Genomic DNA, 26142 nt, shown 5'->3' with positions numbered 1-26142 from the left:
GTAACCAAATAGTCGCCCATCATATCCCCCTTGGGAGGTATCGGAAAAGGATTCCGATAACCCTCTCAGGGGGATTTTTATTAGCGGTTGGACATGATCTGGTTACGGAATTCCCCCGGCGACATGTTGGTGAACTGCTTGAATACCCGGCATAAATAATGGACCTCCATTCCCACCTTCCTCCCGATTTCCTCCAGCGTCAAATCCGTGGTCATCAATAGACCTTTTGTCTTCTCGATCCTGACTTTAATAATATACTGCACAGGTGTCATCTTCATTTTGGATTTGAAGAAGCGGATAAAATAGTTGGGATTATAATGGATAAGTCCCGCCAATTGTTCCACGCTGACGTTATCGCTGATATGCTCCTCGATATACTGGAATACCGTGTTCAGCTTCTGCATATCAGGCAGCATGGACAGCGAGATTTGGCGATCGGGAACGATGTCAAGATAATGTCGGACAAGCTTCATCAGTATTTCGTTCCTTTGCAGTGGGGCGGTCCAAGCGCTGCTCCCATATGCATCGATCAACTCCTTGAAAAACTGCTCCATAAATGACTCGTCCGGCACATCCAGCACGTGGGGAAGATGAATCAGCTGAAACAAGTTCAGCGTGTCCACCTTGGCGGTAAAATGGCACCAGAACTTCCTGTAGGTGTTGTCGTTAACGACAGAGATGGAATGAAGCGATCCGGCTGGCATGAGAACGATTTGTCCGGGGCAGGGATGATATTCTTGTTCGTCGATCTTAATCCAGCCTTCCCCTTCCCTTATAAAATAAAGGGCGTTATAGGACGGCCTCATATTAAAGAAGCGCCAGTTCTGGGACACTTTATCAACCTTGGCAATGGATAAGCGAAGGTTCGCGTTAGCGAGGTAATTCTGAATCAACTTCAGGTGATTAATATCCATTGGCTGCCCCCTACCGGTTGTGTATTTTGGATACATTGATGTGTTTTTTATGCATTACAAATCCGAGCGGCATTCATTAAGCTAAATGAGGAATCCCATTCAATGACATATCAAGGGGAGGTAATGACTTCAAAGCTTTGGGCTGATTTGCCATTCCATCAGGATATCAAATGAAATCGAGGAGGAATCGTTAAGGAATGAAGATGATGAAACGGATTAAGAAATTCGCAGTAATCGGGTCAGCGATATTATTAATGACCGCATCCATTGCAGCTGCCGAACCTGCGGAGATCAGTAAACGGACGGTGACGGATCCTGCTATGGCAAATACCACCGGGATGCCCGAACTTGAATCATCCGGAGCGACTGATTCCGATTGGTTGGCAGGAACGCCACTGGACGTACTTAAGAACGATTTCAGCATATTTTATAAGGATTTGCAAGCGATTCCATATTTCGCTGGCGGCGGTGTTGCTGCAGTAGGGGACGCTGCATTCAATATCAACGTGCCCGATTATTATATTCCAGCCATCTCGGCAGCCCGTTACGGCAAAGGGCGTATCGTTGTCGCCGGGAGCAAGGAGTATTTCAATCTGTCCGGGTCGGCGGGTGATCCCGCGAGTAAGCTTGCCCGGAATATTTTATGGTGGCTGACGGACGATGCCTCTACGAATCAAGGTCAAGGAAATGATCATACGAACCGCTATGAGGATGCATTAAGGAAGCCGGGAAAGAAAATTCGATTAATAACTACCTCTGCCGCTCTCACGGTAAATTCGGATTTACCCATTGAATTGGTGAAAATCGACAGTTGGGCTTCCGTAAACCTGAATCCGCAAAAATATGCGGCAGCCTATGTAGACCATACGATGAAGGATAAGGATCTGGAAGCGCTGGATCAATATCTACGGTTAGGCGGCGGCATCGTCGTGGCGGATAACCTGAGCGGCATCGAGGGAATAACACGTGATACCCCTGAGGAAATCGTGCTTCAGGTCGGCAATCTGAGGGGAGCCAGACTCAGCCGTGATTTTGCGATTCAAAAGCTGCTTAACCGGGCTGGACTGACGCTGATGAATAGAGGCTCAGAGTCCAATGTGGGCGAATCGGCATTGACCTATGAGCAAGCCAACGATCATCATATTAAGACACGGCTTGCTCAAGGCAAGGAAGTGGAAGAGGGAACGATCACTTACGATCAAATCAATATCGGTCCGCCGGGCACACCCACGAACAAAAAACAGGAGCGGCTCTACAATATACTAAACGAGACGCTCGAAACGTTATCCAGCGAATCCCCGCTGTACGCTTGGGCAGATACAGAGGCCGACAGCCTGCCGCCCGCCGAGTTCCCGATCCAAAAATTTCAGCAGCCCTATACGAATACGCTGCATAACTTCCGTTTCAGTCATTTTACCTTGGATAAGGCCAACGAGAAATCTCCGTATGCCGACGCATTTCCGGGAGTAGTTTCGGAGGAAGCGGCTATCGTTAACGACCGTGAAGTCGAGGTCGACTTTGATTTCCCCAATACGATGTACACGCACGCCCTTCCGTCGAAAAATTGGATCAGTACCGGATTGTATGCACCCCCCGGTAAAGTCATTACGCTTGAAGTACCGGAAGGCGTGGAGCATTTAACGGTTCAAATCGGTTCGCATGATGACGATTTGAGAGGATCCGGCAAGTGGGGACGAGTTCCGCTTATCGTAAACCACCAGAAGCTGACCCCGGGCATCCATCAAGTCAACAGCCCATATGGTGGCTTCATATATCTCATTCCCCTAAAGGCGAAGGATGATTTTCGGGCAACCGTCAAGATCAGCGGGGCGGCGGAAGCACCGCATTACGTGCTCGGCAAGACTACGCTTGAGGAATGGGATAGAATTCGCACGGGGCCGGTTGCCGTCCCTTTTGCGGAGCTTCAAGGCGAAAGAATGATCCTGACGGTCCCCTCGGATTTGATTCGCCAAGTAACCGACCCGGAGGAGTTGATGCGGACCTGGGACGAAATTTACGACAGTTATGATGAACTGGTAGGCCTTGATCCGGACAGGGCGATGCCTCATACCGCCCATCAATTGAACCGCCGTTACGTCGCCGACGGACAGATCTCTTCCGGGGCGATGCATGCGGGATATCCGATCATGATGCCGTTCAGTTATGCGGCCAACCTACTGGATGTCCATTATATAAAAACAAGCGCTTGGGGATTCTGGCATGAACTTGGGCATGAATACCAGCAGCGGACATGGACCTGGAGCGATGTAGGGGAAGTGACCGTTAACCTATTCTCACTGTACACCCAAGAGAAGTATGGGAATGCCTCCGAACTATTGAAAATCGGGAATGACGGCAAGAATTACTATGACCGGGGAATCGAATTTGTAGAAAACCATGATCCGGCAAAAAAATACGGCCAAATCGGCAATTATGAAAGACTGGTGATGTTCAAGCAGCTTCAGCTTGCTTACGGCTGGGAATTCTATACCCGGATATTCGAGAAATTCCGCGAATTATCTCGCGACGAAATTCAAGGTACGGTGGATACTTTTGCCGTCATAGCTTCTCAAACGGCTGGAGAGGACCTGACTGAATTTTTCGACAAATGGGCAATAGGCCTGACGGAAGACGGAAGAGGAAGGATTGCCTCATTGAATTTGCCTAAGCCGCAAACCGATATTTGGACGTTAAGAGAATAACCATGAAGAAGCCATGCTTTCTCGATTGAGGAAGCATGGCTTTTTTGTTTATGCAATATAACATATTTTTGTACAGGATATTGCATACATGTGACTTTTTGCATACAATGGAATGGTAAATGATATGTACGTTAAGATACTTCGGATCCACGGGAGGAATTTCATATGTCCAGTCAATCGTTAAGCGCTTTCTTACAGGATAATCTAACGGAACTCAAGGAGCAAGGACTCTATAATACCATCCAGCCTCTTGAAAGTCCGAATGGCCCGCTTATTACCATTCAGGGTCGTGAATTCGTGAATTTATCTTCCAACAACTATCTCGGACTGGCGAATGATGAGCGATTGAAAGAAGCGGCGATCCGGGCTACGACCGATTTCGGGACTGGAAGCGGGGCAGTTCGCTCCATTAACGGAACGCTTGCACTTCATGTAGAGCTTGAAGAGAAGCTTGCCCAGTTCAAGGGAACCGAGGCGGTGCTGACGTATCAATCCGGTTTCAATTGCAATATGGCGGCAATCTCGGCGGTGATGGGTGCCGGGGATGCGATTTTGTCGGATGAGCTCAACCATGCGTCCATTATTGATGGCTGCCGATTGACCAAGGCGAAGGTTATTCGTTTTAACCATTCGGACATGGACGATTTGCGTTCGAAAGCACAAGAAGCGAGAGAATCCGGTTTATATAACAAAATTATGGTCATTACCGATGGCGTGTTCTCGATGGATGGCGATATTGCGAAGCTCCCCGAAATCGTGGAGATCGCCGAAACCTATGATCTGATTACTTATGTGGATGACGCTCATGGATCTGGCGTTCTTGGCGGCGGTGCAGGTACGGTGAAGCATTTCGGGTTGTCGGAGCGGGTAGATATTCAGATCGGCACGCTGTCCAAGGCGGTTGGCGTTGTCGGCGGGTATGTTGCTGGATCACGGGATCTGGTGAATTGGCTCAAGGTCCGCAGCCGGCCGTTCCTGTTCTCCACGGCGCTGCCTCCAGGCACCGTAGCCGCTTGTATTACCGCTATCGATATCCTGCAGAACAGCAAAGATCTGCAAATGAAGCTGTGGGAGAACACCCGTTATCTGCAGGAAGGACTTAAGCGTCTTGGCTATTCTGTCGGTCGTACCGAAACTCCGATTACGCCGTGCATTATTGGAGATGAGACAACCACCCAGAAATTCAGCACCAGATTGTACGAAGAAGGCGTGTATGTCAAATCGATCGTGTTCCCGACGGTACCAAAAGGCACGGGAAGAGTTCGGAATATGCCAACCGCCATTCATACGAAGGAGATGCTGGATCGCGCACTTTCCGCATATGAAACCATCGGACGCGAGTTGGGTCTGATCTAATAAGGGGGCACAAGTGATGAAACGAATTATGGTAACCGGTGCGCTCGGTCAGATTGGCTCAGACCTGGTGGCGAAATTGCGGCAAATATACGGTGAAGAAGCTGTTCTCGCAACGGACATTCGCCAAATCCATCATGAAACGGTCCAATCAGGACCATTCAGAATACTGGATGTAACCGACCACCACGCATTCCACGAAGCGGCTAAAGAACACCGGGCGGATGCGATTATCCACCTTGCAGCCCTGTTGTCCGCCAAGGCAGAATCCAATCCGGCACTGGCGTGGAACCTGAACATGGGCGGTTTGTTAAGTGCCCTCGAGACGGCACGGGCATTATCCTGCCAGTTCTTTACGCCGAGCTCCATCGCGGCATTCGGGGCGGATACCCCGAAAAATGCAACGCCGCAAGACACGGTGCAGCGCCCGTTAACGATGTATGGAGTCAGCAAGGTCTCGGGCGAGCTGTTGTGTGACTACTATTACCATAAATTCGGAGTGGATACCCGCGGATTGCGCTTTCCAGGGCTGATCTCCCACTCCGCGCCTCCGGGCGGGGGAACGACGGATTATGCGGTTGAGATGTATGTAGAGGCCATCCGCAATGGAAGCTACACTTCCTATATTGATAATGGGACCTACCTTGACATGATGTACATGCCGGATGCGATTTCCGCCATCATGACATTGATGGAAGCTGATCCTTCCAAGCTGAAGCACCGTAACGCCTTTAATGTCACGGCGATGAGTGTCGATCCTGAGGGGATTGCGGCTAGCATCCGCCGGCATATACCGGATTTCAGCCTCGACTATGACGTGGATCCTGTCCGTCAGGCGATTGCGAACGAATGGCCGGATTCGATCGATGCAACTGCAGCACGCGAAGAATGGGGATTTGATGTACAATATGATTTGAACCATATGACCGATGATATGGTGTCAAAGCTTATGGAGAAGCCGCAAGCGGATCAGAGCAAGATCAGTTAACGGCTTAGTTTCAGAAGGAGGATATGGTTACACTTGGAACCCATTCATAAAAAGGTAGGGAGAAATCTGCAAGCCATCCGCAAATCACGGGGCCTCAGCCTCGATAACGTAGCCGAGTTGACCGGTGTAAGCAAAGCCATGCTGGGACAGATCGAGCGGGGGGATTCCAATCCGACGATCTCTGTATTGTGGCGCATCGTTAGCGGCCTCGGTATTTCATTCACCACGCTCATCGAAGAGGCGGAAACCGAAGTAACCGTGGTATCACCGGAGGACGTGGAGCCTTTTCACGAGGCCGAAGGCGCGTACCGGGTATACCCTTTGTTCTCCTACAACCTGCGCACCAAATTTGAGTCCTACATGGTTATAATGGATCCGGGCTGCGACCACGGATCTGAAGCTCATAATGATGGCGTGGAGGAGTATATTTTTGTGCATCAGGGGGAGCTGGAGCTTTGGCGCGAAGACGAAAGCTACACCGTGCCTGCCGGAAGCTCCGTGCATTTCTCGGCTAACCGGCCCCATCGGTACGTGAATCCTGGTAATGAAACAACGAAATTTTACACGATTATCTTTTATGCGGATGCCGCAGCCAGGGGCTGATTATTAGAAACAGGCACACCGCTTGATTACCGTCAACCGAATATTAAAAAAAGGCAGAGCCGTCCGGAAAAAATACAGTCCGATCTTAAAAATCGACTGTATGGTGTTCCGGGCGGCCGTTTTATATTTAGGACGTGGGGAGAAAGGGATCGCAGGGGAGGTGGAATCGAAGTTATTCGTTTCTCATTGGTAATTACGAAATCATCGACAAAGGAGTTGAACGGTTGACTATGGGTTTCCACACCAAAAAGTGGTTGAAGCTGTTATTGGCAGTTACGTGCGCGCTTGTGGCCGTTCCGCCAGCAGGAAAGACACTGATGGCGGCCGATGGTATGACAGAGCAGGCTGAAGTTCATTTATTAGACTCGAACACCGCCGCGAATATGGCGACTCAACAGGATCTTGATGTTATTTACAAGGGTTTGTCCGGTTATCCGACGGTATCGGCCACGTATAACGGGGGAGTAGCTGCCATCGGAGATCAAGCCTTCGTCCTGGCGGTAAACCCCGATACGACGCCGATTCTCGCGGCTGCCCGTTACGGAAAAGGCAAAGTCGTTGTTGCAGGTGACGATTCCTATTTCAAGTTTACCTCCGATATTACCGATGAGCGGAAGACGGTGGCCCGTAACATCCTCCTGTGGCTGACCGAGGATTCCGAGACGTTGACCTATCAGGAGGCATTGGAAGGCAGGGGCCGATTGCCCATGTTGTCAGCAACGTGGAAAAATTATACCATCGAAACCGACGTGCCGATCGATCTGGTCCGGTTGGAGCAATTCACGCCTGAGCACTTGGATCCGTCCCGCTACCCCGTAGCTTATGTTGACGGCACCTTGAAGGATAGTGAGGTCGACGTCCTCGAGGACTACGTCGCGCAAGGCGGTCATGTCGTTGTTCCCTTAAAGGGCTGGGTGATGGAGCAGTATCCGCATGTCTTTCTCGGGAATGCATATGAAGGCCGGTCGGGTAGGCTCAGTGAGGATTTCCCGGTACAGCGTCTTTTGAACCGGATGGGCCTCGGCTTAATGAACAATACGGCATCGACCCGAACGGAAACCCTGCCTAAACTGACGACGGAGCAATCCGCCAATTATCATTCGCTAAAGCTGCTGGAGCAGGCCGAAGCGATTGAGGCAGGAACGCTGGCACCGGATCAGGTGAACGTCGGGCGGCCTGGCGCCGGCGCGGATAAGAAGCAGCAGGTCATCGCTTCGGTGACAGGTGGAACCGTCAGCAGCATCACCCCTCAAAGTCCGCTGTATGCCGTGATCGAGCAGGATGCCAGCGATTTGGAGTCCCAGCTTACGTTTCCGCTGGACCGTTCCAAGGCGCCCTATACCAGTGCATTGTTAGCATTTCAATTGGGGCGGATCGGCAATGATCTGACGGCCCCCAAGTCCCCTTATGCCGATCAATTTCCTGGAGCTGTTCCGGCGGACGCCCCGCGAGTGACGGGACAATCCGTTCACGTGAATTTTGATTATTCAACCTTTGACTATTTACGTCAAGGGACGGTTCCGAAGAATTGGATCAGCACGGGGCTGTACGCGCCGGCCGGAGATTGGGTAACGGTTCAGGTCCCTGAAGGCACGCAGCATTTGGATGTGCAGGTTGGGGCACACACGGACAATTTGACAAGTAATACGGAATGGGAACGACCTCCGGTCATAACGCAGCGAAAGCCGCTCCTTCCGGGTGAAAATCGGATTCGCAGCCCTTATGGCGGTCTGATTTACCTGATTCCGACCAAGCTGCAGCCTGGCGTTGAGAAGAATATTGAAATCAGCGGGGGAGTTCGTGCTCCGTATTATATCCTTGGTGAGACCTCTTCTGACGAATGGGAAGATGCGATTCGATATTATCCTTCTCCATGGTCAGAACTTCAAGGACGCAGAGTGATCTTGACGCTTCCGTCCGAGTATATCAGGCAGCTTGGAGATCCGCAGCAATTATTGGAGAAGTGGGACGCGATCGTGGACTACACAGAGGAAGTCGCAGGACTCTCCCCAAATCAACCGCTGCCGCATAAGAGTATAGACCTTCCGTTCCGTTACGTTGCGGATCGTCAAATTAGTGCGGGTTATATGCATGCCGGCTATCCGATCATGTTCCACATTGATCCTTCAGCGGGCCATGCCGTGGACATATCCCGAGTTACTCAGGGAGGATGGGGCTTCTGGCACGAGACCGGCCACGAATATCAGCAAGGAGCCTGGAACTGGAACGTAACGGGTGAAATCACGGTAAATATTTACTCCCTATACGTCCAAGAGAAATTCGGCAACAGCAGCAACTTATTGATTCGCAATGCCGATGGGAAAGATTCCTATGACTTAGCGTTTGAATATATCGAAAGCGATCTTCCGGGCAGGTCGTTCGGCGCTTCGGGCCAACTGGATCTCTTCGGCTATCTCGTGATGTTCCGCCAGCTTTCCCTGGCTTATGGATGGGATTTTTACGCCGAGCTTCACAAGGCCTACCGGGAGCTGCCGGCGTCGCAGCTGCCTGCGACGAACCAAGAGGAGATCGATACGTTTGTGGTCATGGCATCCACAATCGCAGGCGAGAATCTGACAGAATTCTTTGACAAATGGGCCCTGCCGTATTCCAAAGATGAGGTTCGTTCCCGCGTTGACGCCCTGAATCTGCCGATGCCTTCGCAGGAGGTGTGGCGGCTTCGGGAGACGCATACGCTGAACGCTCCTCCCGAGATTAAGGCCGACATGGACACCGAGTGGAACCGTGAATCGGTGAAGGTCACCGTTGCCATGACAGCGGAAGCTGAAGCGGCGGGCATGCGAAGCCAGTACAAGATCGGATCCGAAGGCAAATGGACGGATTACACGGCTCCCATACTTGTAGAAGCGGAAGGCCAGACAACGATACATGCCCGAGTGGCCGCTATGTCGGGCGTGACAAGCGACGAAGCTTCTAAGACGGTGAAGATCGACCGGACCGGGCCGGAAATCATGGCAAACGTGACCCAGTCCGTATACCAAACCGAGCATATCACCATTTCGCCTCAAATCTCGGACACATTAAGCGGTGTATCCAATATCGCCTTGGAGCTGGATGGTAAGGAAGCTCCTGATACGCTGGTTGTAGAAGCGTTAACGCTAACGGCCGGACCACACACCCTTCGGATATCGGCAGAAGATGCAGCAGGGAATATCACGGTTCGCGAGTATCCTTTCGAAGTTGTTGTGAATCAGGAACAGCTCGACGATATCGTGAGAGCAGGGGAAGAGAAGGGATGGATCGATAATCGTGGTATCTCCCAAAGTTTATTGGCTAAAATCTCGGATCTCCAGCGGCATCTGGCCCGAAGCGAAGCCATCGAAGATGCGCTGACTTCACTGGAGAACGCCATCAAAGCGCAGCAAGGCAAGCATATCGATTCCGGCTTCGCGGAGCTTCTTCTTGGAGACATAGACTACATCCGAAGCCGCAGCTCGGCTTCCTAGCAGCTTATATTGATGAAAAGGGCGGCCGTTTCGGCCGCCCTTGAACTCTTTAATGACCATCTATCGTTAAATAAATCAGTCCAAGATTAAATATAGACCATGTACTGCCTTAAAAATATACTGCACAATTAGAAAACACGGCAGTGTTCAATCGCCAGAATGTTCAGTAAGGTGGTGCTTAACAAACCAGAAGTTCACACAACATGCAAATGAAAAGGGAGGCAAATGATAATGAAGGTCAACAGGTTTAAAGTATTCTGGATGGTTTTGCTTGCCGCCACCATCGCCATAACAGCAGGCTGCGGCGGCTCTGCCAAGGAACAACCGGAGGCAGCGTTGGACCCGGAATCCCCTCCGGTTCTATCGGAACTGACGTATTGGGTGCAAATCGTTAGCCAAGTGTCCGCTACGATGAAGAGTTATAACGAAATCGAGGCTTATAAGGAACTGGAGAGGATAACCGGGGTGAAAGTGGATTTTCAGCATCCTCCGCAGGGCCAGCAGGCTACGGAGCAGTTCAACCTCATGATGACCTCGGATAAGCTCCCGGACGTGATCGAGTATTCATGGGCCGGTTACCCGGGGGGACCGGAGAAGGCGATCAAGGACGGCAAAATCATCAAACTCAATGATTTGATCGACCAATACGCCCCGAACTTTAAAAAGGTGCTTGAGGAGCATCCGGAGTGGAAGAAGGAAATTACGACCGATGACGGCAGCATATATGTGTTCCCGTTCCTGCGCACCGACGACAAGCTTAAGGTATTTCTCGGACCGACGGTCCGGCAGGATTGGTTAGATAAGCTGGGGCTTTCGATGCCGACAACGATTGATGAATGGTACAACGTGTTGAAGGCTTTTAAGGAACAAGATCCGAATGGCAATGGCAAGGCGGATGAGATTCCCTTGTATCTGACGAAAGGAGATGTCGATACAACGACCGCTTTTCTCGGGGCATGGGGAATTAATGCCGGATTTTACCAAGAGGAAGGACAGGTTAAATACGGCCCGACGGACCCGAGGTTCAAGGAATTTCTGACGCTCATGAACCAGTGGTACAAAGAAGGCTTACTTGATCAGGACTTTGCGACGACCGATGAGAAAATGCTGGAGGCCAAGATTACGGGCGGGCAAATCGGATCAGCGATTCTATACACCGGCAGCGGGATTGGCAAGTATGGAACGCTGATGAAGGATAAAGATCCGAACTTCAGATTGGTGGCAGCCCCCTATCCTGTAATGAACCAAGGCGATAAGCAGATTTGGGGATATAAGGACTATGCATTTAACGGAATCGGGGCAGCCGTTACCACCAGCAACAAAAATCCGATTGAAACGGTTAAGTGGCTGGATTACGGCTATTCCGAGGAAGGCGCCCTGTTGTTTAATTTCGGAAAAGAGGGCGTCAGCTACGCGATGGAGGACGGCAAGCCGATATTTAAGCCCGAAGTATTGAAAGATCCTTCCGGACTGCCATTGATCCAGTCCATGTCCAAGCATAACCGCGCAACCTTCAGCGGACCGTTCATGCTTGATATACGATTCGATCAACAATACACGACTGAGCCGGATCAGCTGGAGTCCAAGATCATCTGGGCAGAGCCGACCATGGAAAAGAAAATGCCGCGCACAACGCCGACCCAATCCGAGAGCAGCCGCTATGCTTCAATCATGACGGACATCAACACATACAAGGACGAGATGTACTTGAAGTTCGTCATGGGCGCCGAGCCTTTGGATCAGTTTGACAAGTATGTGAAAACCATTGAATCCATGGGTCTTGCCGAAGCTCTGGAAATACAGCAAAAAGCCTTGGAGCGTTACGGTAAACGGTAAACGGTTAAACGTCCTGAAGCGGCGGAAATCTGCAGTCTCCGCCGCTCTTGGCGCTGCAATATAAATTGATTTGGAGGGAGGGATTCGTTTGTCTGCAACCCAGGATAATCCCTTCGAGCACAAAGGGAAATGGACAACGATTGCGAACGATTTGAGAAGGAATAAATTCGTTTATATACTGGCGCTTCCCGTTATTCTATACTATGCCGTCTTCCACTACGGACCCATGTATGGTCTCTTGATGGCTTTCAAAGATTTCAGCATTGCCGATGGCATCTGGGGAAGCGAGTGGATCGGATTTGAGCATTTCCGCAATTTCTTTAACAGCTATTATTTCGAACGCCTTCTGCGCAATACGGTGCTGATCAATGTCTATGAGCTTATCTTCGCGTTTCCGGCACCGATTATTCTTGCCCTGCTGCTGAACGAAATCCGCAGCCGGCTTTTTAAGCGTACGGTTCAGACGATATCATATTTGCCGCATTTCGTATCCATCGTCGTGGTGACAGGGATCATGTTCGATTTTCTTGCAAGAGATGGCTTGGTGAATCAGATTCTGGGCTTTTTCGGCATCGAATCGATTCCGTTCATGAGCGAGGCCAGCTGGTTCCGTACGATATATGTCGGCTCCGGCATTTGGCAAGGCGTAGGCTGGGGTTCGATCATTTATCTTGCCGCCATCGCCACCATTGACCCGACCCTTTACGAAGCTGCCAAGATGGACGGGGCTGGCCGGTGGAAACAAATGCTGCACATCACGCTGCCGGGCATGCTGCCAACGATCATCATCATTTTTATTCTCAATATGGGGTCCATGCTTAGTGTTGGCAGCGAAAAAGTATTGCTGATGTACAGCCCGCTTACTTATGAAACGGCAGACGTGATCTCGACCTTTGTCTACCGTAGAGGGGTTCTGGAGACGGATTACGGTTTCACGACCGCCGTTGGATTATTTAATTCGGTCGTCAGCTTCATCCTGCTTGTACTCGCGAACTCCATCAGCAAGCGGGTCAGCGAACATAAACTGTGGTAGAGAGGAGGGCGTTCATGGCTAACAAACGATCCGCAGGAGAGTTAACCTTCGTCTGTTTGAACGCGTTGATCCTGACGGGCCTCTGCTTCGTCACCTTATATCCGTTCGTGTATGTTGCCTTCGCTTCGTTCAGCGATCCCGCTTCATTGGCCCAACACCGGGGGCTGCTGTTCGCTCCGCTTGACATTAACTTCGAAGCCTATAAGGCGGTGTTTAACAATCCGATGATTACGACGGGATATCGGAACACGCTGATCTACGTCGCGGCGGGTACAGCCATCAATCTGGTGGCCACGGCGATCGGTGCTTACGTGCTGTCCCGCAGAAACCTGTACTTCAAAAATCTCTTGATGATGCTGATCGTCATCACCATGTTTTTCGGCGGCGGCCTGATTCCGACTTATCTGCTGATCAATAACCTGGGGATGCTGAACACGATCTGGGCGATGCTGATCCCCGGGATGATTGGCACGTTCAATATGATCATTATGCGGACCGCCTTTCAGTCCGTTCCGATTAGTCTTGAGGAGTCGGCGAAAATCGACGGTGCGAACGATCTGATCATTCTGTTCCGGATCATTATTCCGCTGTCCATGCCCGTTATCGCCGTCATGATCCTATGGTATGCCGTGGGGCACTGGAATTCATATTTCGGGGCGCTCATCTATCTAAGGGACCGGGAGCTATTCCCGCTCCAGCTCGTGCTACGGGAAATTCTCATAACCAATACAACGGACAGCATGATGACGGAAGCCTCGGGAGACCGGATGGCGATCGCGGACACCATTAAATATGCAACGATTATCGTATCCACATTGCCGATCCTGCTTCTGTATCCGTTTTTGCAAAAATATTTCGTCAAAGGTGTTTTGATCGGCGCCATTAAGGAATAGGAGGAGAACGATGGCTGACTCATTAGAGATCGTAACGGAAAGGAAGAACCGGATGCAGTGGTGGAAGGATGCCAAATTCGGCATGTTCATCCACTGGGGGGTATATTCCCTGCTCGGCAAAGGGGAGTGGGTCATGTATGCCAACAAAATACCGGTAAAGGAATATGAGAAACTTGCCGAGGAATTCAATCCGACACAGTTTGATGCCAAAGCTTGGGTGAATTGCGCCAAAAGGGCAGGCATGAAATATATCGTCATTACAGCCAAACATCACGATGGCTTCGCAATGTACCATTCACGGATGGACCCGTTCAATATCGTGGATGCTTCTCCATTCGGCCGGGATGCGTTGAAGGAATTATCCGAGGCCTGCAGGGAGGAAGGAATCCGCCTCTGCTTTTACTATTCGCATGTCATTGATTGGCACCATCCGCATGCGCTCCATGATACGTTTAACAATCTGTGGGACTACGAGCTGGAGAAGAAGGCGTTCTTCAGTTACTGGAACCATAAAGCGAAGGGACAAGTACGCGAGCTGCTGACGGAATACGGTCCGGTCGGCCTGCTCTGGTTCGACACATCCGGCGGATTGTCGAAGAAGGAGAGCGAAACGATGGTGAACATGATCCGCGAGCTTCAGCCCGAATGCCTGATTAACAGCAGGGTAAGCCATTGGCCTGATTTTGGAGACTACCAATCCAAGGGTGATAACGAAATCCCGATGCATGGCGAGGAAACAAGGGAATGGGAGACGCCGATGACCCTAAATCAATCGTGGGGGTACAGCACGAAGGATCAAGTATGGAAATCGACGGATGCTTTGGTCCGAAAATTGGTGCACATCGTAAGCAAGGGAGGAAATCTGCTGCTCAATGTCGGCCCTACGGAAACAGGAATAATTCCGGAAAAATCCGCTCTACGCCTGGAGGAAGTTGGCGGTTGGCTGGCGCGAAATGGAGAGGCGGTCTACGGCACAAGCGCAAGCCCGTTCCCTTACGAGCTGGAATGGGGGGCGATTACGGTGAAAGGAAATACGCTCTTCCTCCATGTGTACAATCGCCATTGGCCAACGGAAGAACTGTTATTGAACGGGGTGAGAAATACGGTTAAAAAAGCTTATCTGCTCACAGACCCGAGTACAGGCAGTCTTCCCGTGCAACAGAGCTATCGGCCGGAAACGGACCATCACGCGATGCGGATCCGATTGCCGGAGCTTCCTCCGGAAGATCACGTATCAGTTATTGCATTGGAAGTCGAGGGCAGGATCGATGTAGATCGGAGTTTTATCCAACAGGCGGAGGGCGCCATTCATTTGGATCTTGTACTGTCGGACATAACGACAGGCAACGGGATGAACGAGGCCCGGTGGACCTTTAAGGCGTCGTCGTCCGGCATATATGAAGTCAAACTCGTCAACTTTAAAAGATCCGATGCCGTTTGGGAAAAGGAATATGATCATGAAGTCACCGTACAGGCAGCAGAGCAGACGATTGCGTGTGTTCCTCAAGAGGATAAGGTCGTCAGCGACTCCATATCCTGCCAGCATCCGTATACCGAGGTTCAGTCATCGATCGGGCGAATCGTCATTGACAATCCAGGTATGTATGCATTGACCTTATCGACCAAGCTTGCGAAGCCGAAACCTTTCGGACCGGAAATTTGGCAGGCGGCTGCCGTGAAGCTTCGTTCGGTACGATTAGTTCAGGTGTTTTAATACCCCGATGTACCCAAAATTTAAGCATCCCTTTTAACGAGGGGTGGCGTCTCTCTTGGGGTGACCGAAATTATTAAAGGGTTTGCTAGTCCGTTTGGCGAAGGATTCAAGAAATAGGTTTTTCCATACATTTTCTTGGAGGAATGCGTCATGATCTCGATACCCGGCCTTCTTCCCGGCAAGCGAAAGAGCAGTCGGGGACGCGTCTTGAAAACCATGATCGTTTCGTATTTGCTCATCCTTTTATTGCCTATGACCGTGGGGCTTTTTCTATATGGACGGGTGGAAAACGTGATGGAAAACAATGCGGAGCGTTCAAATTCGGCGATGCTGGAGCAGCTGCGGCTTTCCATGGACAGCAAGCTTAAAGAAGTGGATATTTTGGCCAAGCAAATTATGTTTAACCCCAAACTGGCTTATTTGCTGAATCTTGATCGGCATGATCAAGGGGGGGCGTACCGCCAGGTAGAATTCGTCCGCGATTACTTAAATCGTTATCAATCTTTTGTAAGCGGATTCGTGAAGGACTACTATGTTCATCTGCAGGCCGGAGACGTCATTTTGAAGCCTGGATTGCGGACGGATGCAAGAACCTTTTACGACAAGTATTACCGGTTTGGGCATATGGACTTTGATACATGGAAGCGGACGTTGCTTGGCAGCTATCATAACAAGGCATTTCTGCCCTCCGATGTGCTGCTTCAGGACCCGAACCAAGGAAATGGCAACCCGGCGAATGTGATCACTTATGCGCAATCCCTTCCGCTTCATGAAGTGTCTAATATCCGAGGAACGCTGGTTATCATGATCGATGGGCAGCAGCTTCAAGAAATGTTCCGGCAAATCGAGTCCGCCAACGACAGCGAGATTTATATCCTCGATAAGGAACGGGGCGTGATCGCAAGTTCCTCGGACTCGGAGCTGTCCGTGCAGGTGACGGAAAGACTAGCCGGTCCATCGGGATTGTTCAAGACAGCATTAAATGGCACGGACAGCATGATCACTTTTACGGAATCCAAGGAGGCCGGCTGGCAGTATGTATCCGTCATGCCGATGGACAGTGTCATGGAACGAGTAGCACAACTGAAGAGAATGGCGCTGACGGTGTTTGTCGTTTCGCTTGTCGCAGGAGCAGCCGTTGCTTGTTGGTTTGCATACCGACAATACAGTCCCGTTAAACGGGTGGTTGATGCCATTCTTCAAGGAAAGCCGATTCAGGATAAGCCGGCCGCGAACGAATATGATTTCATTTTGCAAACGATCGAAGGCTCGCTCGTTGAGCAGCGGCATCTGAGAGAGCGACTGTTCAGGCAAACGCCCGTCATCCGCGCTGATTTTCTGTCAAGGCTCATTCGGGGGTACATCGATCCGGATCATGCGGAGGATCAAGGAGGGCCGTCATTAGTGGCCATGGGCATACACTTCGGGTCTGATATGTTTGCAGTAATCATCGTTCAAGCTGTGGATATTTCAAGACTGTCACCGGAACCATCCGAGCAAGATTGGACGCAAATCCGCTTTATTGTCTCCAATATCGGCACGGACATTGCGAATTCGGGTCACCAGGGATTCGCCGTCGATATGGAACGCGACCGGGTAGCGTTCCTGGTCAATTTCCATCCGATTGAGGAGGCGGATGCCGAGCTCTTCCTTCATGAGATTGCAGAGCGATTGCTCCGTATACTGGAGGACCGTTTCCACATTTCCGTGACGATTGCCGTCAGCAGCGTACACACAGGAAACGGAACCATCGGCAGCGCTTATCTCGAAGCCATGGCCGCCCTGGATTACCGCATGTTCAGCGGTAGAAATTCCATCATTCACTTCGGATATGTACGGGACATTAAGCATCATTATTACTATCCGATCGAGTTCGAGTCGCAGCTTGTTAATCATGTCAGAAGCGGCGATACGGAAAACGTTGCCAAGCTGCTGGACAATATTTACACGATGAATTTTAATTCGGCGGGCATGACCCCTGAACTGGGCAGATGCCTGTTCTTCAATATCATAAGCACCTTTCTGAAGATATTGAATTTGACGAACACGAATCATGAAACCCTGCTGGGACCGAGCTTTGATCCCGTAAAACACATATTCGGTTGTGCCACAAGCGATGAAATGCAGGCTGAGACCAAGCGGTTGTATGAAAAGCTGACCCGTCTCTTTCATACGGAGCACAGCGATCACAGCATCCAGCTGCAGCAGGATATGATGGCATTCATTGACCGGAATTTAACCGATTATAATTTAGGACTCGGTATGATCGCCGATCATTTCGGCATGACGCCGCAATATATTTCGAGTTTCTTTAAGAAGATGAATCGATGCAATATCACCGACTATATTACCCGAGCGAGAATTGAGAAAGCGAAGACATTGATGGAGCAATCGGAACTGACCAATGCGCAGCTGGCCCAACTGGTCGGATATACCAATGATGTCGTGTTCATCCGGGCATTCAAGAAATTGGAGGGGGTCACCCCCGGCAAATATCGGGTGAGCGCAAGCGGGCAATAACGTTAAACGCGGAGAGGAGTGGCCAATTAGAAATGGAAGCGATCCAGGAACCTTTAAAATACGGCGAGATAACGACATGGACGCAGCAAAGGACCAAAGCCGCCATCGAATTCGTGCTGCATAAGATCGATGAGAATTTAGACACATTTTCAGGCCGTTTTCCATCCCCTGCAAGCCGCAATCATATCTACGAGCCAATCGGCAATACGGAATGGACCTCGTCATTCTGGACCGGGATGCTGTGGCTTGCTTATGAGGTCACGGGGGATGCCAAGTACCGGTCGACTGCGGAGCTTCAGCTCCACAGCTACAAGGAGCGCGTGGAGCAGCGCATCGCCACGGAGACGCATGATCTGGGATTTTTGTATTCCTTGTCCTGCGTTGCCGCCTATAAGCTGACCGGGAATGAGGAAGCAAGACGGATTGCCTTGGCCGCAGCAGACCTGTTGATGGAGCGGTATTTCGAGAAAGCCGGGATCATTCAGGCTTGGGGCAAGCTGGACCAGCCTTCACAGCGCGGCCGAATGATCATCGACTGCTGCATGAATTTGCCTTTGCTCTATTGGGCGACAGAGGAAACCCGCAAACCGGAGTATCGGCGCGCCGCCATAAGCCATGCGCAGCAATCCTCCCGTTATTTGATCCGAGAGGATTCCTCAACGTATCACACGTATTATATGGATGTCGAGAGCGGAGAACCAAGGTTTGGACAAACGTCCCAAGGATATGCGGATCATTCATGCTGGTCCCGCGGTCAGGCCTGGGCCATTTACGGTATGCCGCTCAGTTACGCATATACGAAGGATGAATCGCTGCTGCATGATGCCGAGCGAGTCACGAATTACTTTTTGAATCGGCTGCCAGAGGATTATGTGTGCTATTGGGATTTGATATTCACCAAAGGGCAGGAAGAGAGGGACAGCTCGGCCGCAGCCATTTCGGTATGTGGAATGCTGGAACTGGCAAAGCATTTGCCGCTCTCGTATCCGCAGCGTCGTACGTACGAGAACGCGGCACTGCGTGTCCTTGAGTCTTTAAGCGATCGATATACTACGGTATCGCTCCCAGGATCCAATGGTATTCTGCAGCATGCGGTGTACGGAAAGCCGCTCGGCAACGGAATCGACGAATGCTGCATCTGGGGTGACTATTTCTATTTCGAAGCTTTAGTGAGGGTCTTTAAAGATTGGGATATGTACTGGTAAAGGAAGAGACCCCATATTCAAAAGACAGAGTGAAAGTATCCCGTACCCCTAACATCAGCGTGCCTGATGTTAGGGGTATTTTGTCTGTCTGCTATTTGATATGGTTGTGTTGACAAAATAAATTAACTCGTGTTAATTTATTTACATAAGTTAACTTTAAGGGGGCTATCACAATGGATCCGGATATCCCATTAAGGGAATTAAAAAAAGCCAAGAACAAAATCGCGCTGTATGAAGCGGCATTATCCTTGATGAGCGATCGGATGTTCAGCCAGGTTATGGTGGAGGACATCTGCAGGCGAGCCGAAATCTCAAAAGTCACTTTTTTTAAGTTCTATCAACGCAAAGAGGATCTGCTGATTTATTTTATGCGGGTATGGCTGACCAAGCGGGTTATCGAGATCGATACGGAAGGGAAAAAGGGATTTCAGGCTTTCCGGCATCTGTTGTCCCAAGTGGCTAATGAGCATCAAGTGAGGCCAGGCATGATGCCAAGCCTGATCTCCTTTCTCGCGGAGCAGAACATGCAGCCCTGCATGCCGGAGCTCAGCTCTGCGGAAGTATCGCTGCTCTTTCCCGGACACGAGGAAGCGGGAAGCAAGTCACCTAACATGTACGATTTGTTCCAGCAGTTCATGAAGGAAGAGGAGCAAGCCGGAAGGCTGAACAAAGCTTTTACCTTGGAGCAAGCTGTGCAGATTTGTTTCACCATTTTTTATGGCGCGTTTCTGACGGCGCAATTGTATAATTCAACCGAAATCAGTCGCTTTTACGAAACGCATCTTGGTCTGCTAGAAATAAAGGAAGAGGAGTGAACAGGTATGAGCAAAGTCATTCCAGGTCGATATACCGCACACATGGAAGGATCCTTCGTTGTATTCGTGATCGGGTTTCGGATTAACAAGTGGTGGGCGGTCCATAAGTGGCTGCCTGTCATGAATGCCATGTCCCCGATGCTTCAGGAGCTGTACCGGAACAAGGATGAGCTCGGTTTCATGGACGGTACCTATCATTTTTCCGGCAAGGGGCTTACTCTTATTCAATATTGGAGGAGTTTCGAACACCTGGAGCATTATGCCCGTCACGGAGCCAATCACCTGAAGGCATGGCAGGATTTCAACCGCAAGATTGGAACGGGAGGGGACGTAGGGATATTCCACGAAACCTATTTGGTTCCGGAAGGACAATATGAATGTCTGTACAACAATATGCCGAGGTTCGGTTTGGCAAAAGCGGGGGCCCATGTCCCCGCGACGGGACGCAGGGAAACGGCAAGCCGGCGGCTTGGCCGCGAGGGAGAACCAGCAGTGCCGACTCCTCCAAATCCGTAGTTTCGGTCTATAGTCGGTTGATCTCCCTCTGTTGCCGCAGCTTAAGACAAGGATAATTACCATAGCTTAAGGGCGGTGTAAATGCTATGGAAGTCGTGATGCTTTAGACTTGTTTTTCTTCCGTACTCCAAAAAAGTGTTGGTAATCCCCGTTCATTCTTCTATGTCGGGCGCAAACGCATTTGCCGCTTTCCCGCTGTACGGGCTCAATATATCAGGCTTACCATTTTGGAATCGAGATGGTGTCCGCGTCTGTCCGGCTTTGAAGTATACCGTAGCTCGGATTGATGGGAGAATTCTAGCATCTTCGCGGAATTCCGGTATGGAGCCATAATAAGGCGGCCACCGCAAAGGAGCGGTGGCTCCTTTTTTTTCGAAAACGCAAAATTCACCTTCCGTTTCATCCAGATTAGTGTAAGATGTACGTGAAAGTATCCCATTTCATTGTAGAGAGGTGTAACCTGCATGAGTCATTCCGTATCATTTGAGACCCGGCTGTTGAGCTCTTTGTCCAAAGTATTTGCCGATGAAGAACTATCCCAAGCCTCGTATGACAGAGGGTCGTCGTTTGGCAATGAGACGTACTCGTTTCAAGTTGCTTACCGTTCCAATCGCTTGTTGAAAAACATCCGGGTTCATCTGCAATCTGAGTTGAGCGAGCGGATTACCGTCCGTTCTGTAGGCCTGGTTCCATCGGAGATGCCTACATATTATGATCATGACGAGTTTATCTTAAGAGCTGCGCCCGGGCTGTATCCGGACCCGCTGCTGCCTCTGACATCAGAGCCTGTGATAACCGGATGCCCGAACCAGTGGAGAAGTCTATGGATTACGGTACAGCCTGAGGGTGAGATCAAGGGCGGTACATATGAAATCCGGGTCTGTTTTGAAGAAGAGTCAGGGGAGTCGCTTGGAGAAGAGGTGTTCACGCTCGAAGTGATTCCGGCAATCTTGCCGGACCAGACGCTGATTCATACGGAATGGTTCCATGCCGATTGCTTGGCGAACTACTACGAGGTGGAGATATTTAGTGAACGGCACTGGACGTTGATCGGTCAGTTTATGCGGACCGCCGCTCAGCATGGCATCAATATGATCCTGACGCCATTGTTTACGCCTCCGCTGGATACGGAAGTGGGCGGAGAACGGCCAACGGTGCAGCTGGTTGACGTTGTTGTAAACAAGGATGGAACATATGCATTTGGGTTTGATAAGCTGGACCGCTGGGCAGACCTGTGTGATTCTAATGGGATTCAGTATCTGGAATTCTCGCATCTTTTCACCCAGTGGGGAGCCGGGCATGCGCCGAAGATTATGGCTAACGTGAAGGGAAAGCCTGAGAAGCTGTTCGGATGGGAGACGGATGCAACCGGAGAAGAGTATCATGCCTTCATCAGACAATTCATACCGGACCTCACCGGTTGGATTGAAAGCCGGGGACTTGAGCAGCGCTGTTATTTCCATGTATCCGATGAGCCATCCGAGTCCCATCTGGAGGCCTACGGTCATGCAAGCCGGTTGATGAACGAGCTGCTGCCGGATTACCCGATCATTGATGCGCTCTCCGATATTTCGTTCTATGAGCAGGGGCTGGTGAAGCGTCCGATTCCGGCCAGCAATCACATTGAGCCTTTTCTGGATCAACAGGTAACGCCACTGTGGACCTATTATTGCTGTTCCCAGTACAAGGAAGTGTCCAACCGTTTCTTCAATTTGCCTTCGGCAAGAAACCGGATCATCGGGATTCAGCTGTATAAGTTTAATATCGAGGGATTTCTCCATTGGGGATATAACTTTTGGAATTCGCAATACTCGAAACGCGCCATTGATCCGTTCAAGGTGACGGATGCGGATTGCGGTTTTCCTTCCGGGGATGCTTTTGTGGTATACCCTGGTGAAGAAGGACCGATTGAATCCATTAGGCTGAAGGTATTTCAGGAAGCGCTTCAGGATTTGAGAGCGCTTCAGCTGCTGGAGACGCAGATCGGCAGAGAGGCTGTGCTGCAGGCGCTGGAGGAAGGGCTCGAAGAGCCAATCACCTTTAAGACGTATCCGAGGGAGCAGGAATGGCTGCTGTCGAAGCGGCAGTGGATCAACGATAAGATCAAGGAAAGTTTGGTTGTGAAGTAAGCCGGCTGGTGAGTACAAACTAAATCTTGGCGGCATTGAACTCTGTATAAGAAGGTCTCGCATTCCCGTTATAGGAATGTGAGACCTTTATTTTATTTACATAATACGCGCTTGAAGAAACGAATGGTTTCTTTCCATGATTCTACGCTTGCTTGTGCAAGAGCCTGTTGGTTTCCCTGATCGGAGGACACCGCTCGCAGATAAGGTATACCAATGTAATGTCCTGCCCCATCATAGATCAGATGTTTGGATGCGTCTTTGTGGAAAGCTGTCTTTCGTTTGAAACCTTGCTCCGAGAGATAAGCGGAATTCCAGCTCTCATCAGCCAATCCCGATATCATGAGGAGCTCGCCGTTCATCCTTTCTAGAGGAATGGTTGCAGCTTCAACCAAATCCGTGTTTTTCGCAAGTCCGTCATGCCAGGTTCTGAAGGGGTTTCTATTCCGGTTGGTCCACATATCCTTACATTCACGCGCTAATTCGATTGGATTATCAGGCTGAAGGTAAGGAAGCGGCTGTCCTTGGTAGGTCCATGCAGGTGGAAGTGTCGGCTGATCAGTCCACGGAACAATGCCACAGAATGATACGGCCGATCCGCTTAATGAAACCGCTGCATGAATGTCAGGAAACAAGGTCGCTGACCACAAAGCCAATTCACTGCCTCTGGAGGTACCATGAATGCCGATTCCGCCTGCCTGAACTTCAGGTCTGTTGTGCAACCACGTTAAAGCCGTCTGTATGGTTTCAAGCGGAATATCTCTAAGTTGTTTTGGTAGACTCTCCAAGCCGAAGTAGCCCAGGGATAACACCGTGAATCCGTGTGAGGCTAAAAGAGCGGCGGTTTTCTCATTTATTCCTCCCTCGGATCCACCAACAACCATAATGGCAGGTCTGGGGTTCATATCTTGGCTATAGAAAAAACTACCAGTTAAACCGGCTTCCCGAATGTTAAGTTTCCTTATGTCATCGCTCATCCAATGGCGGGTGATCACTTGATGTGCAACCACCTTGTCGTTCATTTCCAGCAGGACAAGTAGAGCTTGCGGAGATAGCTCATCACGATGCTCGCTCTGAATCGACGTGTTGTCAAAATATTGCGTCATTACATTTTTGGTGACCGGCTTCATGGACCAAAACAGAGCCATACCGTCAACGCCGCGGTACGTGCCGTGATCAGGAGCTAGCTCGTCCAGAGCAACCTTGCCGTCTTGATCTGCCCTAAAGCTTGCCCATGAAGCTAAATAACGTTCTTCGTTTATTTTTTTGATGAGGTGGAACGTCACGGCTTCCCGTGGCTGCATACCCATGGCAGATATCTTAATAGGCTCGTTTATCATGGAATTAAGATTGCTGATTACAATTCTTGGAAGGTTCACCATCATAATCTCCTTTGCATTCGTGTCAAGATGGTATAGTTCTGTTAATGGACACTTAAATCCTGTTAAATCCAAAGAATTGGCCAAGGTTGTTTGATATAAAAAGTCGGCCTGTCACCGGCAAACCACGCCCGAGGCGAAAGAGGCCTGCTGTGGTTCTAGTGGTACCGCCGAATTTATGCCATCATAAGAGCAAGGGGGTAAGAACGATGTATTTGGATTTCAAGTTGGCGGATGATCGTCCGGCGTACATTCAAGTTAAAGATTACATGAAGCGCTTGATGACGACCGGGGCGCTGCAAGCCGATCAGAAGCTCCCCTCCACGCGCGAGCTAAGTGCATTGTTTCGGGTAGGCCGTAATACGGTTCTGAGTGCTTACTCGGATTTGGAGGATGAAGGTTATATCTACGCGGTTAAAGGGCAAGGGCACTTTGTTGTCCCTTCGATCAGCGGGGCATCCATGCAGCCCGAAGGCAAACGGCTGGACTGGGGTTCTCGTCTGAACGAATACGCCAGGCTTGCGGAAGAGAATGATCTGATGAAACACGGCATCCGCGCTGAGAAGGGCTCCATATCTTTTACAAGCATCGCTCCCGATGAGAAGCTGTTCGATCTGCAAAATGTCAAACGTGCATTCCTGGACCGGATGTCGCTTGAAGGTGATGTACTTCTAAACTACGGTTACGCCAAGGGCTATAAACCGCTTATTGATTACCTCCTCCGTTATATGGAGAACAAGGGCGTGAACATTCAGGGTAAGGATATGCTGATCACCAGCGGTTTTACGGAAGGATTAAGTCTGGTGCTATCCGCCTTGAACAAAGGGCATGGCCGCATTCTGTGCGAGAATCCTACCCATCATACAGCTATTAAAAATTTTAAAATGCACGGGTACGCCATTACCGGCGTCGAGATGGAGCAAGACGGCATTAGCCTGACGGGGCTTGCACGCGAGCTGTCGGAGCGGACGTACGACATGGCGTACCTTGTGCCTTCCTATCATAATCCTACAGGAATCGTGATGTCTCACCAGAAGAGGCTGGAAGCGCTCCGGCTGCTGAATGAGTACGAAATTCCCGTTATCGAAGACGGTTTCAACGAAGAGCTGCGCTATTCGGGCTCGCACATCGCGCCTCTCGTTGCATGTGCAGGCGGCGAGAACAACAGCGTGATCTATTTGGGCAGCTTCTCCAAAATCCTATTTCCTGGCCTGCGAGTCGGATGGGTGCTAGCCGACAAGACGCTGATTCATTATCTGGAGAGCGTGAAACGCGCCCGCAGCATTCATACGTCGACCCTGGATCAATCCCTGCTCTTTCAATATCTGTACAACGGCAACTTCGAGAAATATTTAAAGAGGGCGAAGGCCGAGTACAAGCGGAAATATGAGCTGGCGATCCGCTGCTGCGAGGAGTGGATTCCGATGGAGCGGTTGTCCGGCGACGGCGGGCTTCACCTGTTTGTTGAATTCGGTCCCGACTTCCGGACCCGGGAACTGCTGGAAGCCTGCTCAGCCCAGGGCGTGGTGTTCACGCCGGGCGACATTTTCTATACCGATGGCGGCGGCCATCACACCATGCGCCTCGGATTCTCCCGCGTCTCCGACGAGAACATCGAGAAGGGAATCCGCATCATCGGCGAGGCGGCCAGAAAGCTGGTGTAATAAAGCTACAACGGAGAAGGCGGAATTATTGTGTAGAAGCGCAGCGTTCTCCTTTGCCGTCGGATTTCAACAATGAGTATTCAAATCAGTAGAAATCTGAGGGCAACAGAGATCGGAAGAATAATCCGCATGCGGAGTGATGATCAGCTTACAAGGAAGTTGGTCTGAGAAAAAGAACTTTTGACTTCAACGGAGAAGGCGGAATTATTCTGGAGAAGCGGAGCGCTCTCCTTTGCCGTCGGATTTCAACAAATGAATATTCAATCAGCGGAAATCTGAGGGCAACAGAGATCGGAAGAATAATCCGCATGCGGAGTGATGATCAGCTTGCAAGGAAGTTGGTCTGAGAAAAAGAACTTTTGATTTCAACGGAGAAGGCGGAATGATTCTGTAGAAGCGGAGCGCTCTCCTTTG

17 protein-coding genes are annotated in these 26142 nt (G+C 50.4%); 15 read left to right on the top strand and 2 right to left on the bottom strand.

The window, feature by feature from the left end; genetic code table 11:
* Positions 1-80: 80 nt before the first annotated feature.
* On the bottom strand, positions 81-914 hold the full coding sequence (locus tag MHH48_RS25855; protein WP_076324108.1) for an AraC family transcriptional regulator: 834 nt from the start codon (positions 912-914) through the stop codon (positions 81-83).
* Positions 915-1111: 197 nt separating this feature from the next.
* Here MHH48_RS25855 and MHH48_RS25850 point away from each other — a divergent pair, with 197 nt between their 5' ends.
* The 14 genes from MHH48_RS25850 (at position 1112) to MHH48_RS25785 (ending at position 22688) form a co-directional block, all read left to right on the top strand.
* Positions 1112-3616, top strand: a complete 2505-nt coding sequence (locus MHH48_RS25850; RefSeq protein WP_076324107.1) for a M60 family metallopeptidase — start codon at positions 1112-1114, stop codon at positions 3614-3616.
* A gap of 165 nt (positions 3617-3781) precedes the next feature.
* Entirely contained in the window at positions 3782-4972 is a 1191-nt protein-coding gene (locus tag MHH48_RS25845) for a glycine C-acetyltransferase (protein WP_076324106.1), read from the top strand.
* Positions 4973-4988: 16 nt separating this feature from the next.
* Positions 4989-5957: an NAD-dependent epimerase/dehydratase family protein gene (locus MHH48_RS25840; RefSeq protein ID WP_076324105.1), complete on the top strand. Its 969-nt coding sequence runs from the start codon at positions 4989-4991 to the stop codon at positions 5955-5957.
* Positions 5958-5990: 33 nt separating this feature from the next.
* Entirely contained in the window at positions 5991-6560 is a 570-nt protein-coding gene (locus tag MHH48_RS25835; RefSeq protein WP_036660138.1) for an XRE family transcriptional regulator, read from the top strand.
* A 230-nt stretch (positions 6561-6790) separates the two neighbouring features.
* Entirely contained in the window at positions 6791-10027 is a 3237-nt protein-coding gene (locus tag MHH48_RS25830; RefSeq protein ID WP_076324104.1) for a M60 family metallopeptidase, read from the top strand.
* Between the two features lie 231 nt (positions 10028-10258).
* Positions 10259-11863: an extracellular solute-binding protein gene (locus tag MHH48_RS25825; protein WP_076324103.1), complete on the top strand. Its 1605-nt coding sequence runs from the start codon at positions 10259-10261 to the stop codon at positions 11861-11863.
* 88 nt (positions 11864-11951) lie between these two features.
* The gene (locus tag MHH48_RS25820) at positions 11952-12896 is read left to right on the top strand and encodes an ABC transporter permease subunit (RefSeq protein ID WP_076324102.1); all 945 of its coding nucleotides are present in this window, start codon (positions 11952-11954) and stop codon (positions 12894-12896) included.
* Positions 12897-12910: 14 nt separating this feature from the next.
* Complete coding sequence (locus MHH48_RS25815) at positions 12911-13789, top strand: carbohydrate ABC transporter permease (protein WP_076324101.1); 879 nt, start codon at positions 12911-12913, stop codon at positions 13787-13789.
* 10 nt (positions 13790-13799) lie between these two features.
* Positions 13800-15503 carry an alpha-L-fucosidase gene (locus tag MHH48_RS25810; RefSeq protein WP_076324100.1) on the top strand — a complete coding sequence of 568 codons (1704 nt, stop codon included), beginning with the start codon at positions 13800-13802 and terminating at the stop codon, positions 15501-15503.
* Between the two features lie 150 nt (positions 15504-15653).
* On the top strand, positions 15654-18023 hold the full coding sequence (locus MHH48_RS25805; protein WP_076324099.1) for a helix-turn-helix domain-containing protein: 2370 nt from the start codon (positions 15654-15656) through the stop codon (positions 18021-18023).
* A gap of 32 nt (positions 18024-18055) precedes the next feature.
* Positions 18056-19228: a glycoside hydrolase family 88 protein gene (locus tag MHH48_RS25800; RefSeq protein ID WP_076324098.1), complete on the top strand. Its 1173-nt coding sequence runs from the start codon at positions 18056-18058 to the stop codon at positions 19226-19228.
* A gap of 173 nt (positions 19229-19401) precedes the next feature.
* A complete protein-coding gene (locus MHH48_RS25795) occupies positions 19402-20043 on the top strand; it encodes a TetR/AcrR family transcriptional regulator (RefSeq protein ID WP_076324097.1) in 642 nt (213 codons plus the stop codon).
* 6 nt (positions 20044-20049) lie between these two features.
* Entirely contained in the window at positions 20050-20559 is a 510-nt protein-coding gene (locus tag MHH48_RS25790) for a DUF4188 domain-containing protein (RefSeq protein WP_076324096.1), read from the top strand.
* Between the two features lie 464 nt (positions 20560-21023).
* Positions 21024-22688: a DUF4091 domain-containing protein gene (locus MHH48_RS25785; RefSeq protein WP_076324095.1), complete on the top strand. Its 1665-nt coding sequence runs from the start codon at positions 21024-21026 to the stop codon at positions 22686-22688.
* A gap of 92 nt (positions 22689-22780) precedes the next feature.
* On the opposite strand, the gene MHH48_RS25780 is transcribed toward MHH48_RS25785, so the two are convergent.
* A complete protein-coding gene (locus MHH48_RS25780) occupies positions 22781-23995 on the bottom strand; it encodes an acyl-CoA thioesterase/bile acid-CoA:amino acid N-acyltransferase family protein (protein WP_179090671.1) in 1215 nt (404 codons plus the stop codon).
* Positions 23996-24273: 278 nt separating this feature from the next.
* Here MHH48_RS25780 and MHH48_RS25775 point away from each other — a divergent pair, with 278 nt between their 5' ends.
* Entirely contained in the window at positions 24274-25728 is a 1455-nt protein-coding gene (locus tag MHH48_RS25775; protein WP_076324093.1) for a PLP-dependent aminotransferase family protein, read from the top strand.
* The last annotated feature ends 414 nt before the right edge of the window (positions 25729-26142 follow it).

This window comes from Paenibacillus sp. FSL F4-0100, assembly GCF_037993005.1.
GTDB lineage: Bacteria > Bacillota > Bacilli > Paenibacillales > Paenibacillaceae > Paenibacillus_AQ.
This window is presented reverse-complemented; position numbering and strand designations above follow the sequence as displayed.